Origin of the sequence: Paenibacillus residui (assembly GCF_042677205.1) — a bacterium.
Taxonomy (GTDB): Bacteria; Bacillota; Bacilli; order Paenibacillales; family NBRC-103111; genus Paenibacillus_L; species Paenibacillus_L residui.
This window is the reverse complement of the sequence record NZ_JBHTIU010000033.1, coordinates 1-13,779: the sequence shown is the minus strand read 5'-3', so window position 1 is coordinate 13,779 and position 13,779 is coordinate 1. Positions and strand designations below refer to the sequence as shown.

Below are 13,779 nucleotides of genomic sequence, written 5' to 3'. Positions count from 1 at the left end.
TTGTCTATTAAACCAATTTTACTTCCATAAACCGATTCGGACCAACCAAGGCTCGATTTTTTTCCCGAAGCTCGGTACGGCCGCCAATTCCGAGCGGCTGACAGCTCCCGTCCTCAACAAGGCCAGAGGGTAAATCAATCCTCCAACGGCGACTGTAGCTAATCCGATAATCGAGTAGCGAATTCTCGACGATAATCCGGGGGCCAGATAATCTAATGCAAGCTCCAGCCCTAAGTAAAGAACCAGAATTCCTGCACACATACATACTACTGCCAGCAGCGGCTTAAACAATCCCGAGCGGAAAGTGATTCGTACCCCGATATTCTTGCGCAGGTAGCGATAATTCAAGCCGCTGGCGGTCCCATAAGCAATCACTGCCGCCACAGCCGCGCCTTGAATTCCCCACAACGGCATCAGAAGCAGATTGAAGCCTATTTTCAACACGACACCGATCAAAAGATGAATGACCGGAACCTTAACGGCTCCCAGACCTTGCAGAATGCTCGATGTAACAATATTTACCGTGCTGAATGCGGCGGTGAAGGCCAGCAAAGACATGGCCTCCCAGCCTTCGGCGGATTTGAAGAACATGATATTTAGCGGAACGGCGGTCACCGCCAGACCGAAGGAAGCGGCCAGACCGACCAGCCAGGTGAACCGAATCGCCAATTCCGAGCGAACTCGTATAATTTCGGGCTCGTTGCGTATTTTCGCTGCCGCTATGGCCGGAATCAGGGCGGTGGACATCGATGTCGCGATCATGGATACGAGCTGCACGAGCGGCAGCCCGTGGTTATATAAACCGAAGGCATACATGGACCCGGCTTCGTCCAAGCCGCCGTAAATCAGCAGTCGGGGCATCGTAAACGTATCAACTAGCGTCAGCAGCGGTACGACTAACGATCCCAAACATATCGGCAGGGCATAGCGCAAAAACCGTCGGATCAGCGATAGCGCCGGTTCCGGAGGCATCTCCCGAGCCCGAGCTGCTTGTCCCCCGACGTCATCCATTCTACCCGCCACGGCACTCCGCACTGTATCTCCCGCAGCCGCCGGTTCCGGCGAAGAAGGATTTCCCGACCCGGCTGCAGGCAGAGCGGGCTCTTTTCGTTTCCACCAATAGAGAAGCATGACGACCAATCCGGCCCCTGCTCCAGCGACCGAGCCGAACGTTGCGCCGGCGGCAATCCATTCTTCGCTCATGCCGAGGGCGATGAAATACAGCAGCAATCCGATCATGGTTGCGACTCTGACCAGCTGCTCGACTACTTGGGAGACGGCGGTGGGTATCATATTCTGAATCCCCTGGAAATAGCCCCTTAGCGCGGCCATTACGGGGACCAGCAGGAGGGCGAAGGAAACACTGCGAATCGCCTTCTCGGTCTGCCCAACTCCCATCCAGCCGGCAATCACGCCGGCCCCGGCATACAGGGCAATGAAACAGAGCAATCCCGTCAAAGTCAATACCCCGCTGGCCAGCTTAAGGATTCTTCTTGCTTCCGCGGGACGCCCCATGACGGTTTGCTCGGAGACGAATTTGGATACCGCTATCGGAATACCGGCGGTTGCAATGGTCAGTATGAGAATATACAACGGGTAGACAGCATTATAAATTCCAAATACTCCGTCCCCGGCCATATTTTGCAGCGGAATTTTCTGCAGGGTTCCCAGCAGCTTCGAAATGACCGCAGCTATCCCGAGGACTGCGGCCCCCTTAAGCAGACTGTGGCCAGAAGAGGACGGTTTGCGAGAGTCATCCATACAATTACCAACTTCCATGCCATTTCCATAAAACGGATGACCTTATTATAACTGATCAAACTGCAAAATGAAAAAGCCTCCTGTACAGAAGGTGAGAGCACCTTGCCTTAAGGAAGCTGTGAGTATGATTGAAACCGTGATTACTGCTCCATCTGTTTAGCGAGAAACCCTGCCGCTGTCTCAGCCATCTTAAGCTCCATTTGCCCCATCTTGGCAGACTCATCCTTGCTGGTTATAATTACAGCTCCAATCGGATCCCCTCCTGCAACGATAGGGGAAATTACGTAAGAACTGTAGCTTTCCTTGACATCTTTACAGATGTCGTGCTGCCCCGGATTGGTTTCCAACACCGACTTCCGGCCCTCCATGGAGCTCTCGACCAATGCACCGATTTGCTTCTCCATATAATCTTTCTTGGAGGCTCCGGATACGGCGATAATGGTATCTCTGTCGGAGATAAGAATGATGTGGTTAGTGCTTTCGTACAATGATTCCGCATATTCCTTAGCGAAATCGCCGAGCTCGCCGATCGGGGAATATTTCTTGAGAATAACTTCTCCATCCCGATCTACAAAAATTTCTAACGGATCTCCTTCCCGGATTCTAAGGGTACGGCGTATTTCTTTCGGGATGACCACTCGGCCTAAATCGTCTATTCGACGAACGATTCCAGTTGCTTTCATAAGTCTCTGATGCCTCTCTTTCCTTTGATGAAATCAGATTCACTGGAGTAAAAGTGTATTTAAAGTATTCTTCGATTTCCAAAAACTTATACATTAGTAAGCCGGGGCAATTCCATGTTTTCGCCAGTCTCGACAGAGCGCACGAATAACGGTGACTTAGTAACATGGGTTTGAATCTCCATTGCAGGAACCCTCGAATTTTCTAGTCTGGACGGACCAATAGCGCTATTTCTCTCCCAAGGATAAACGGCTATCGCCGTCCTTAGGACGGGCGCGTTTACCGATGAAATATAAGAACAGGTATAGATGAAAACTTATACTTTCTTATATTTTAAAAAACAAAAGCACTCCCTTGAAGAGAGTGCTTGTTTATCGATATTATTCAGCGGCCGGCGATGCTGAAGGAGCAGGAGACTCGGAAGGAGTTTCCGCATTGGCATCGGCAGGCTTGTCCGATTCCGGCGTATCCGTGGATTCAGGGGTACCGGTAGAATCCGGGGCTTCGGACGGCTCCGGTTCAGGCAGATTGGTTTTGAAGTCGTAATTAGGTAGCTCCGACTCGATAAACTCGCCAATTTGCTCTGAAGTAATGGCTTCGCGAATGTTGGTCTTTACATCATCCAATGGACGCGGGCCTCTGAAATCAACCCTCATGATATGATATCCATAATCCGTTTCGATCGGTTCGCTGATGGTGTTCAACGGAAGCTCTTCGGCCGCCTGCTGGAACTGAGGAACCCACCTCTTGGCAGATAGCGGCTCATTTTCATACTTACCGCCGTTATCTTTGGAACCGGGATCATCGGAATATTCCTTGGCCAGCTCGGCGAAATCCGCTCCGCTGTCCAGCTTGCCCTTAACTTCGTTGGCGATAGTCAGAGCCTCTTCTTTAGTGCGAAGATCCTTACCTTCCATATCTTTGATTCCGATGAGAATGTGGCTCACCGTAACAACGTCCAATACTTTCTCATTGACCAGATTATCGTAATATTGCTGGATTTGTTCGTCGGTTACCTTGCTGTCCAAATCCGTCATGACAACCAGACTGTTACGAATGTAATCCTCCAGGTCCTTCTCCGTAATGTTAAGCTCTTTCAGATGATCCTTCAAAGCGCTTTTCCCTTTAGATTCATAATAGGCTTTGATTTCATCCATCTGCTTCTTGACTTCCTCTTCCGCATTCTTCTTGCTCTCATCAGAAACTTGTCCAAGCATCAAATCGAGTGCGGCCATTTGCTTCAGCAAATATTCCTGGAATCCCGGAATGTCTTTGGCTGCGGCGAACTGGGCATTAAAGAAAGAAACGGTATTGAAAAATTTGTCAAACTCGCTTTGAGTAATGGAGCCATCCTTGTAAGTGGCCAGGACTTCCCCTTGCGCTCCGGACTTGTTCTTATCCCCACAGGCGCTCAGCATGGCTACAATCACGATCAGGACGAGGCTTATGATAAGCGCTCTAGTCTTGCGTGGTTTATTTAGCAGCATTTTGCAATTCTCCCTTCTCTTTATAAGCCTCCCTGTATTGTACCAAAAACTGCTCTAACAATGCTATGGATTGTTCTGGTTTGAGACCCTTGCATTTGACGACGATCTCGATATGCGCCCCGGGATTAACCTTCAGACGGCCTTCAAATTCTTTGGCCAGAGCCACAAGCTTCTTGCCTTCCAGTGCTTTGTTCCGCTTGGGATCGATCTTGAGGATATAATCGTCTCCCTTCTGCACAATCGATTCTATCCCATACATGGAACCGTAAACTTTTAGTCTCGCCACCGCCAATAAATTTTCGACTGCCGGCGGCAAATCGCCGAAACGATCTACCAGCTCCTCATGAAGATCTCCCGCCTCTTCCAGCGTAGTCACATTGGCTACTTTTTTATAAATTTCGATCTTCTGAATGCTGTCATAGATGTAATCGGACGGTAGGTAGGCGTCAATATGAAGATCCAACTGGGTACTCCAGAATTCGGGCTCGGTCTTATCCTCGCCATCCAGCTCCTGCTTCCGCTTGGCGATCTCTTCCCCCAGCATCTGGGAATACAGATCGAAGCCGACAGACGCAATGAAGCCGTGCTGCTCCGCTCCTAACAAATTACCCGCTCCGCGGATGGCCAAATCTCTCATCGCAATTTTAAAGCCGGAACCGAGCTCTGTGAACTCTTTAATCGCCTGCAGCCGTTTTTCAGCCACTTCCGTAAGTACCTTATCCCGCTGATAAGTAAAATAGGCATAAGCTATCCGGTTGGAGCGGCCAACTCTACCCCGAAGCTGATACAGCTGGGAGAGCCCCATTTTATCGGCATCATGAACGATCAGAGTGTTGACGTTGGGAATGTCTACTCCGGTTTCTATGATGCTTGTGCTAACCAGCACATCGTATTCCCCGTCCAGGAAGTCGAGAATCGTCCTCTCCAGCTCCTGCTCCGACATTTGACCATGAGCGACGGCCACCTTGGCGTCCGGCACCAGCATGGAGATCTGATCGGCCATTTGCTGAATGCCCTGCACCCGGTTATATAAATAATACACTTGTCCCTCTCTCGCCAATTCCCGCTCAATGGCTTCCCGCACAAGAGTGTTGCTATGCTCTACCACATAGGTTTGAACCGGGAAGCGATTCTCCGGAGGGGTTTCGATGACCGACAAATCCCGGACACCGAGCATCGACATATGCAGTGTCCGTGGAATAGGAGTAGCCGTCAATGTAAGAACATCCACGTTTGTTTTAAGCCTCTTTAGCTTCTCTTTATGGGAAACCCCGAATCTCTGCTCCTCATCCACTATAAGAAGACCCAGCTCTTTAAAGACGATATCGGCGGACAATAACCGATGGGTCCCGATAACAATATCAACCGTACCGGTTTTGATTCCTTTAATCGTTTCGTTCTGTTCCTTCTTGGAGCGGAAACGGCTGAGCACCTGAATATTGAACGGATATTCCGAGAATCTTTCCCTGAACGTTTCATAGTGCTGTTGGGCCAGTATCGTTGTCGGCACCAGTACGGCCACTTGCTTGCCGTCGATTGCCGCCTTGAAGGCAGCACGAATAGCGACCTCGGTTTTACCGTAGCCTACGTCACCGCATAGCAGCCGGTCCATCGGCCGAGGCTTCTCCATATCCATCTTGATTTCCTCGATGGCCCGTATCTGATCGGGGGTCTCATCGTAGGGGAAGAGACTCTCGAATTCCTGCTGGTACGGCGTATCCTTGGAGAAAGGATATCCCGGCGTGGACTGCCTGTCTGCATAGAGCTTGATTAAATCATCGGCAATATCTTTAACGGAGGAGCGCACCTTGCTCTTAACTCGGTTCCATTCCGTACCGCCCAGCTTATAGATCTTGGGCTCCTTCTCTTCAGAGCCTACATATTTCTGGATGAGCTCTATCTGGTCAATAGGAACTGACAGCTTGTCTCCGCCGGCATAGAGAATATGCAAATAGTCTTTATGGATCCCATTGATTTCCAGGGTTCCAATGCCCACATATTTCCCGATCCCGTGATTAACATGGACGACATAGTCGCCCACTCTAAGCTCCTGATAGTTTTTAATCCGTTCCGCATTTTCTATTTTCTTGTCTACTTTACGGGCCTTGCGCTGCTTCTGGGAGAACATCTCTCCCTCCGTCAGCACGACCAAATGAACCGAAGGCAATTCAAATCCGCTCTGTAAATTTCCATCAAGCAAAATCGGCTCTTCAATCTTGTAATCATGAAGCACCCGGCGGACCCGCTCCATCCGCTCCTCGCCGCTGGCGAGCATAACCACTTTATAGCCGCTTTTTTTCCAACGGTCGGTTTCCGCTTTGAGCAGATTCATTTGACCATGGAAATTTTGCATGGCCCGGCTCATGAAGTTAACAATATTCTGCGGCTGGGTCTGCGGAACCTGGCGAAGGAATAAGGAGACATATAGAGTAGGAAACGGCTGTCGGTACAACAAGACGTCGTATGTCTTGGACAGCACAAAAGCCGGCAGAGTTTTACCTTCCTGCAGCAGCCCGGTCACCCATTCCGCCTCGTCTCTTTCCAGTTGTTTGGCGGTTTCCAGCAAACGGGATGGCTCATCGAGAATCAGCAGTGTGTCTTTGTCCATATAATCAGCCAGAGTATGTCTCTCGGGATACAGCAAAGAAATATATTTATAGATTCCCGGGAACGACTGCTGCTGTCTGAGCCGTTCTATGTCGCTGCGAATCTCCTCTTCCAGCTTCTCCTTGGCTTGACGGTCCGTCATTTTTGCCAGTTGCTTCTGCAGCAGGTCGAAGGCATGTTCGGCCGCATTTTGGAAACGCTTTCCTTCGGCAATAATCTCTTTACCTGGAGGAATAATCAGTTTATTTATTTTGTCTATCGATCGTTGATTGGCAACGTCAAATGTTCGGATTGAGTCTACTTCGACATCAAACAGCTCTATTCGGTAAGGATTTGGCGATGTCAGCGGAAAGATATCGATAATTCCGCCCCTGACGCTCATCTCGCCCTTCTTCTCTACTTGATCCACACGCTCGTAGCCCATCTCCGTCATCCGGGTCAGGAAGGCTTCCAGTTCGAGCGCTTCACCCACGCTAACCGTTACTTGAGCTTCGGCAAATACGGACTTCAACGGCTGCAGCTTCCTCAAGCCGGCGTAGGGAGTGACGAGAACCCCTCTGAATCCGGTTGATAAGCGGGTTAACGCATCAATCCGCTGAGCAAGAGTCTCCGGGCTGGACACAGCGGTTTCTGCAGCCATCAGCTCCTGGGCCGGGAACAACAGCACATCCTCCGGAGGAAGGAACTCGGATAAATCTTCTACAATTTTCTGTGCCGCAAACATATTGTGGGTTACAACAAGGATCGGCTGCTTAAGCTCATCGGCCAATGCTGCGATCAACACCTGACGCGAAGAACCGGCCAGACCAGCTATTAATTGTTCCTTCATTCCGGACTTCAATCCGGATATAACGGTTTGAAAATCGGTGTCTTGAGACAGCGCTTGTATTAGCGATCGCAATGAATTCACTCCTCTCGACCATCAAAAAGAAGCCTCGGCGGAACTGCCAAGGCCATTAACATTCCTTAGTAATAGACGCTCTATATATTGACATATTCCGATTATTGCAGCGGATTGCTCAGCAAGGACAGCTCAGGATTGGCTTCCAGCGCTTCCCGGCAGTAATCACATGTAACCTTGACAATAACATTGCCATCCGGGTTATACGATATTATATCTCTGCGCTCGCCGGGGGTCAAGAATTGAAACCCGAGGCGGGCTTCGTCCACCGTATCCCTATCAATCTGCCCGACATGGCTGCGGCAGTGCCTGCAAATGTAAAGTATTGACATATCTATGCCTCCCGGAGTCATCCTATACCAACTTATTATGCCCAATTCTGCAGCAATTAAGCATAGGATAACCGTTGGGGCACACTGTTTGTTATTGACCAGTCAGCCTGGCGGGGTCTTAATTCAAAATTATGACCAAACGCCATCCATGGCGACGGCATTATGTAACTAACCGTTAAATTTCGCCATCGTTTGTTCAAAGGTATGGCTTATCGAATAAAGCATCGCTTCGCTCACGCGGTCCAATATATCGGGAAGCTGCTTAAATTCTTCCTTGGTGAAAGAGGAAAGCACATAATCGGCAATATCCGAACCCGGGGCGGGACGCGAAATTCCGATTCTTATTCGGTCGAAGGTCTGTGTCCCCGTATGCTGAATGATGGATTTGATTCCGTTATGTCCACCCGAGCTTCCCTGATAACGAAGGCGAAATTTGCCGAAGGCCGTATCCAGATCGTCATACAATACTGTAACATCCTCCAACTCCGCTTTATAATAATCCAGAAAAGCCCGCACCGATTCGCCGGACAGATTCATATAGGTCGTCGGCTTAATCAGCCATACTTTAGTCCCTTGAACGACACCTTCCCCGATCATCGCTTTGCACTTATTTTGCTTGATGGGAATTCCCCACTCACGGGCAAACCAATCGATCGCCATAAAACCGATGTTATGCCTGGTGTTTTCGTAGGACCTTCCGGGATTGCCGAGACCGACAAAACATTTCATAGCCGTATATCCACCTTCGTAAATAAATGATTATCTTACTATTTTAATCGGGAACTTGCGCAAGATCAAATCGGCAAGGCCGGAAAGCCTTTGGGTCGGCGGATTTTTAATGGCAGAATAGCACCTGCCGACTATATCGCAATGATATCAAACGACAAAAAACACGCCTCGTGAATCGGATCAGGCGTGTCCCTAATTGAAATCTTATTCCTCACCCTGCTGCCCAGGTGCTTCTCCGGCTGTCTCCTCGGCCTCCGTATCATCGGGAGCCTCTTCCTTCTGAGGAGCCAGTATAGTTACCACTACTTCATGGGGGTCTGAAATAATCTCCAGCTCAGACGGTACGGTTATTTCGGAGACCGTCAAATTCTCCCCTACTCCCAATCTCGATACGTCTACGGAAATGGTCGGGGGAAGATGCTGTGGAAGGCACTTAACCTCCACTTCATGAGCCCTTATCTGCAAAATTCCGCCTTCCTTGACTCCAATCGCCTCTCCGGTAATTTCTACCGGAATCATGGAACGGACAGGCTCGTCCATGCGGATGAGGTGAAAATCGATGTGCAGCAGCTCCCCGGAAAGCGGGTCCTTCTGCACCTGCTGGATCATCACCGGCTGCTTCCCTCCGTCAGGCATGGACATCTCAATGACTCCATGAGGGTTTGTCCTTAGAAGCTGCCCAATTTCCTTGTTATCCACCAGGACCGATACGCTGCCTATAGTCTTGCCATATACACTTCCCGGCACGAAACCTTCCTTCCTTACTTGCTTTCGTCCAGACTTCGTTAATTCCGGGCGTTCCTTCACTATCAATGTAGCGGTCATAATCAAATACCTCCAAGCATAGGTTTAAGAGCGAGCGAGTACCGCAGACTCTCTGAAGGAGGCGATAGCAGAGTCCTTATGGGGAGATTGCTCCGCCCAGAAGAACTCTCAGCACCACCTTGTGAAAGAATACTCACTCGTTACTTTACCCATATATTGGAGGTTCAAAACCAAAACTATTCAAATAAATTACTTATCGACTGTTCTTCGTGCACACGAATAATGGCCTCTCCCATCAGCGGCGCAACCGAAAGCGCCTTGATCTTGGGGGATGGCTCGCGATGAGAAATCGGAATGGTGTTGGTTACCAGCAGCTCGCGAATCGGAGATTCTTCGATCCGCTGCATAGCCGGACCCGACAGAACCGCATGGGTTCCGCAAGCGAAAACTTCCTTGGCGCCATACTCCATCAGTGCGTTGGCAGCCAAAGTCATCGTACCGGCAGTATCGATAATATCGTCTATCAGAATGGCGGTCTTCCCTTCAATGTCTCCAATGATATTCATCACTTCACTGACATTGGGCTCCGGCCTTCTCTTATCGATAATAGCCAACGGCGCTTTAAGATAGTCCGCAAGCCTTCTCGCCCGAACCACTCCGCCGTGGTCTGGAGATACAACGACCACATTGCTTAATTCTTTATCCCGATAATATTGTCCCAATATGGGAACTCCGAGCAAATGATCGACCGGAATATCGAAAAATCCTTGAATCTGCATCGCATGCAAATCCATAGTAATGACCCGATGAGCTCCGGCCGTCTCAATCAAATTCGCTACCAGCTTGGCCGTGATCGGATCACGGGATCTTGCCTTGCGGTCCTGTCGTGCATAGCCGTAATACGGAATAACGACATTAATGCTTCTGGCCGATGCCCGCTTGAGAGCATCGGTCATCACCAGCACTTCCATCAGATGGTCGTTAACCGGGCTGCATGTGGACTGGATTAGAAATACATTAGAGCCCCGGACACTCTCATTCAGCTTAATTTGGATTTCTCCATCGCTGAACCGCACAATATCCGCGCTTCCGAGCGGAACATCTATATAGTCGGCAATTTCCTGGGCTAACTGAGGATTGGAGTTACAGGTAAACACTTTAAGTTTTGAATCGCAATATGGCATTTCCAGCCGTTCCTCCTTGGCAGATCGGTGCTAGTCTTTTTTACTGTTTCTGGCTTTGATTCGGTTGCGCAATAACTGAGCGTACCCGGGTTTGTTGGTTTGTCGTTCCCTGGCAATGGCGAGGTCCCCTTCCTCTACGGGATGGGTAATAGTGGAACCGGCCACCACATAAGCGCCCTTGCCGATTTTGACAGGAGCAATCAGGTTGACATTGCTGCCGATAAAAGCTCCGTCTTCCACCTCGGTCAGGTGCTTCTTATAGCCATCATAATTTACCGTAATGGCACCGCAGCCAATATTGACATCTTTTCCAACCTTTGCGTCGCCCACATAGCTCAAATGAGATACTTTGGTGTTGTCGCCAAGCGTTGAATTTTTGATCTCGACAAAATCGCCGACCTTAACGTCTCTTCCCAATCGGGCTCCCGGACGCAAATAGGCGAACGGGCCGACATGGGAATGCTCTCCTACCGTCGCTTCCTGCAGCACGGACTGCTTGACCGTCCCGCCATGCTCTATGGTGGAATCGATAATTTCAGAATAAGGCCCTATAATACAGTCTTCACCAATGACGGTCTTCCCTTTCAAAACGGTTCCGGGCAGCAGTACCGTGTCCTGGCCTATCTCCACATCCGGTTCGATATAGGTTTGAGCCGGATCTTGAATCGTAACGCCGTTAATCATATGCTTCCGGAGAATTCGATCTCTCATAAGCTTCTCCGCTTCCGCCAGTCCAATGCGGTCGTTAATTCCGGCCGCTTCCGAAGGATCGGGGGTGCAATAACCGATTACCCGGTCGCCATCGGCTTTCATAATACCTATGACATCAGTCAAATAGTATTCGTTCTGAGCATTATGATTAGTCACGCGGTCCAAAGCTTTGAACAGCTTGTGGTTATCGAACAAATAAGTCCCCGCGTTGATTTCCTTGATTAATTGCTGGGACTCGTTACAGTCCTTCTGCTCGATAATTCCGGTCACAAGCCCTTGTTCGTCTCTTGTGATCCGGCCGTATCCGTGGGGGTTCTCCATTTCCGCGGTCAAGATCGTTGCCGCCGCTCCGCTCTCCTGATGAAGACGGATCATCTCCCTCAGAGTTTCTTCTCTAACCAAAGGGGTATCCCCGCATATTACAATGGTGACTCCTTGTTCATTCTCAAGAAGGGGCTTGGCTTGTAGCACTGCATGTCCAGTGCCTAGCTGCTCGGCCTGAAACGCATATTCTGCCCGGTCTCCCAAGTAGGCTTTAATTTCATCCGCTCCGTTGCCTACGATAGCGACTTTGCGCTTTGTTTCGATCTTTTCCAACAAATCCAGGACGTGACCGACCATCGGCTTTCCGCAAACCGGATGAAGCATCTTGTACAGCTTAGATTTCATCCGCTTCCCCAAGCCGGCAGCCAATATGATGCTGTTTATCTGCAAATCAGACCACTCCAAGCTAATATAAGGTTCACTATAGAATATAGCTCACTTTCTGCAAAAAGAAAAGAGAGCCCATTCCGGGCTCTCTTCGCGGGGCTGAAATGCATTACGCCCCTTCTTCTATTACTTGCTCTTCCTCAATAGCGGCTCTTTCATACTCGGCCAGTACAGCCACCTGAATTTTTTCGCGAGTGGTCGAAGAAATCGGATGGGCGATATCGCGGAACTCTCCATCGGGCGTACGCTTGCTAGGCATAGCTACGAACATCCCGTTGTTCCCGTCGATGACACGAATATCGTGAACGACAAATTCGTTGTCAATCGTAATGGATGCAATCGCCTTCATTCTTCCTTCTGTGTTGACTCGGCGGAGTCTTACATCTGTAATTTGCACTCAAGTTCACCACCTTTTATCATCAAAAAGACTTGGTATAGACTTCCACATTTTGTTGGAAAATCCTTCTTTTCAATGATAAAAAAATGGCATTTTCTAAAATATTTTCCCGAGTTGTTATTATTCGACACCAATCGCTACAATCAATTCGATTTCGACAAGAACATCCTTGGGAAGCCTTGCCACCTCGACGGTGGAACGCGCCGGTTTGTGGTTGCCGAAATATTCGGCATAAATTTCATTGACCTCAGAGAACATACCCATGTCCTTCAAATAGACGGTCGCCTTCAACACATGCTGGAAATCGGCTCCCACCTCGCCAAGGATTTCTTTAAGATTCCGGAAGACCTGATGGGTTTGTTCCCGGATTCCACCCTCTACAATCTTGCCGTCCAGCCCTAGGGGAATTTGTCCGGATGTAAAAAGTACATTCCCGAACTGAACGGCCTGAGAATAGGGGCCGATGGCGGCCGGTGCTTTCTCCGTTGCAATTTGGATCGGTTTCATTCCATCACTTCCTTCTAGTCAAAATAATTACCGGGAACAGCAGTCAGACTTCTCGCTTTCGAATCGACGGACAGTCTGGCTAGCGACACATAGTCGGTAACGAGTCGTTCCCGCACATCTTCCGATTCAACCAACACTCCAACGCCTTGCACAGTCGCTTTAAACTCCTGAAGAAGGTCCATCATTCCCTGGATCGTCCCGCCGGCTCTCATGAAATCATCGATGATCAGCACCTTGGATTGCTCCTTCAATGCGCGTCTTGCCAATGACATAGTCTGAATCCTCCGGTTGGAGCCCGATACGTAATTGATGCTTACGGTCGACCCCTCCGTGACCTGACTGTCTCTGCGCACAATAACGACCGGCAAATTAAGGAAAGTCGCGGTCGCATAGGCTAGAGGGATTCCTTTGGTCTCTACCGTCATCACCACATCAATATCACGGTCGGCGAACGCCGTGGCGAAAATTTTGCCGATTTCATTCATAATCGCCGGCTTACCCAAAAGATCGGACATATATAAATATTCTCCCGGAAGGATCCGTTCCGGTTGTTCCAGCATTCCGCACAGCTTGCGGATCAATTCCAAAGAGGCCGTTTTCGGGTATTTGGGGATGAATATTACACCCCCGGCCGCCCCTGCCAAAGTCTGCAGTTCACCGAAGCCCTCCGCTTCAAACACTTCCTTAATGATCGCCAAATCTTCGCTGATGGAGGACTTGGCCGCTTGATAACGCTCAGCAAAAGTGGTTAACGGAATCAAGGAATGAGGCCGGTACAGCAAGTATTGCGTCATCTCCACTAATCTTGCACTGCGTTTTAATTTTTTCATGACACACCTCTGACCGTTTACTCAACAAGTCGGCATTTTAAGTTAAAATCCGAATATTAACATTAAATATACCATCTTTATACGTATTTAGACAAGCTTGCCGCAAGAGTGGTCAGTGTCAAGCTAGCGTGGGCAGTCATTTAAGATGCCTGGAACGCGAACCCCGAAGGAACCTC

General features: G+C 49.5%; 12 protein-coding genes. All 12 read right to left on the bottom strand.

The window, feature by feature from the left end:
* Positions 1-18: 18 nt before the first annotated feature.
* The gene (locus ACFQ03_RS10730) at positions 19-1,761 is read right to left on the bottom strand and encodes a putative polysaccharide biosynthesis protein (protein WP_379288062.1); all 1,743 of its coding nucleotides are present in this window, start codon (positions 1,759-1,761) and stop codon (positions 19-21) included.
* A 140-nt stretch (positions 1,762-1,901) separates the two neighbouring features.
* Positions 1,902-2,444 carry a stage V sporulation protein T gene (gene spoVT, locus ACFQ03_RS10725; RefSeq protein WP_144936749.1) on the bottom strand — a complete coding sequence of 181 codons (543 nt, stop codon included), beginning with the start codon at positions 2,442-2,444 and terminating at the stop codon, positions 1,902-1,904.
* A gap of 378 nt (positions 2,445-2,822) precedes the next feature.
* The gene (locus ACFQ03_RS10720; protein ID WP_379288060.1) at positions 2,823-3,929 is read right to left on the bottom strand and encodes a peptidylprolyl isomerase; all 1,107 of its coding nucleotides are present in this window, start codon (positions 3,927-3,929) and stop codon (positions 2,823-2,825) included.
* Positions 3,916-7,437, bottom strand: coding sequence for a transcription-repair coupling factor (mfd, locus tag ACFQ03_RS10715; RefSeq protein WP_379288058.1), 3,522 nt, complete (start codon positions 7,435-7,437; stop codon positions 3,916-3,918). The genes ACFQ03_RS10720 and mfd overlap by 14 nt, the downstream gene beginning before the upstream one ends.
* Positions 7,438-7,538: 101 nt before the next feature.
* Positions 7,539-7,769, bottom strand: a complete 231-nt coding sequence (locus ACFQ03_RS10710; RefSeq protein ID WP_144936740.1) for an anti-sigma-F factor Fin family protein — start codon at positions 7,767-7,769, stop codon at positions 7,539-7,541.
* 168 nt (positions 7,770-7,937) lie between these two features.
* Positions 7,938-8,498 (bottom strand): aminoacyl-tRNA hydrolase, encoded by a 561-nt coding sequence (gene pth, locus ACFQ03_RS10705; protein ID WP_144936736.1) that lies wholly within the window; start codon positions 8,496-8,498, stop codon positions 7,938-7,940.
* Between the two features lie 204 nt (positions 8,499-8,702).
* Positions 8,703-9,323, bottom strand: coding sequence for a 50S ribosomal protein L25 (locus ACFQ03_RS10700; protein WP_144936733.1), 621 nt, complete (start codon positions 9,321-9,323; stop codon positions 8,703-8,705).
* 176 nt (positions 9,324-9,499) lie between these two features.
* Positions 9,500-10,447: a ribose-phosphate diphosphokinase gene (locus tag ACFQ03_RS10695; RefSeq protein ID WP_144936730.1), complete on the bottom strand. Its 948-nt coding sequence runs from the start codon at positions 10,445-10,447 to the stop codon at positions 9,500-9,502.
* Positions 10,448-10,477: 30 nt separating this feature from the next.
* Positions 10,478-11,872: a bifunctional UDP-N-acetylglucosamine diphosphorylase/glucosamine-1-phosphate N-acetyltransferase GlmU gene (gene glmU / locus ACFQ03_RS10690; protein WP_150960560.1), complete on the bottom strand. Its 1,395-nt coding sequence runs from the start codon at positions 11,870-11,872 to the stop codon at positions 10,478-10,480.
* A 106-nt stretch (positions 11,873-11,978) separates the two neighbouring features.
* On the bottom strand, positions 11,979-12,266 hold the full coding sequence (gene spoVG, locus ACFQ03_RS10685; RefSeq protein ID WP_144936723.1) for a septation regulator SpoVG: 288 nt from the start codon (positions 12,264-12,266) through the stop codon (positions 11,979-11,981).
* Positions 12,267-12,386: 120 nt separating this feature from the next.
* Entirely contained in the window at positions 12,387-12,773 is a 387-nt protein-coding gene (locus tag ACFQ03_RS10680; RefSeq protein WP_144936720.1) for a RidA family protein, read from the bottom strand.
* 14 nt (positions 12,774-12,787) lie between these two features.
* Entirely contained in the window at positions 12,788-13,603 is an 816-nt protein-coding gene (gene purR, locus ACFQ03_RS10675; RefSeq protein ID WP_379288053.1) for a pur operon repressor, read from the bottom strand.
* Between the last annotated feature and the right edge of the window lie 176 nt (positions 13,604-13,779).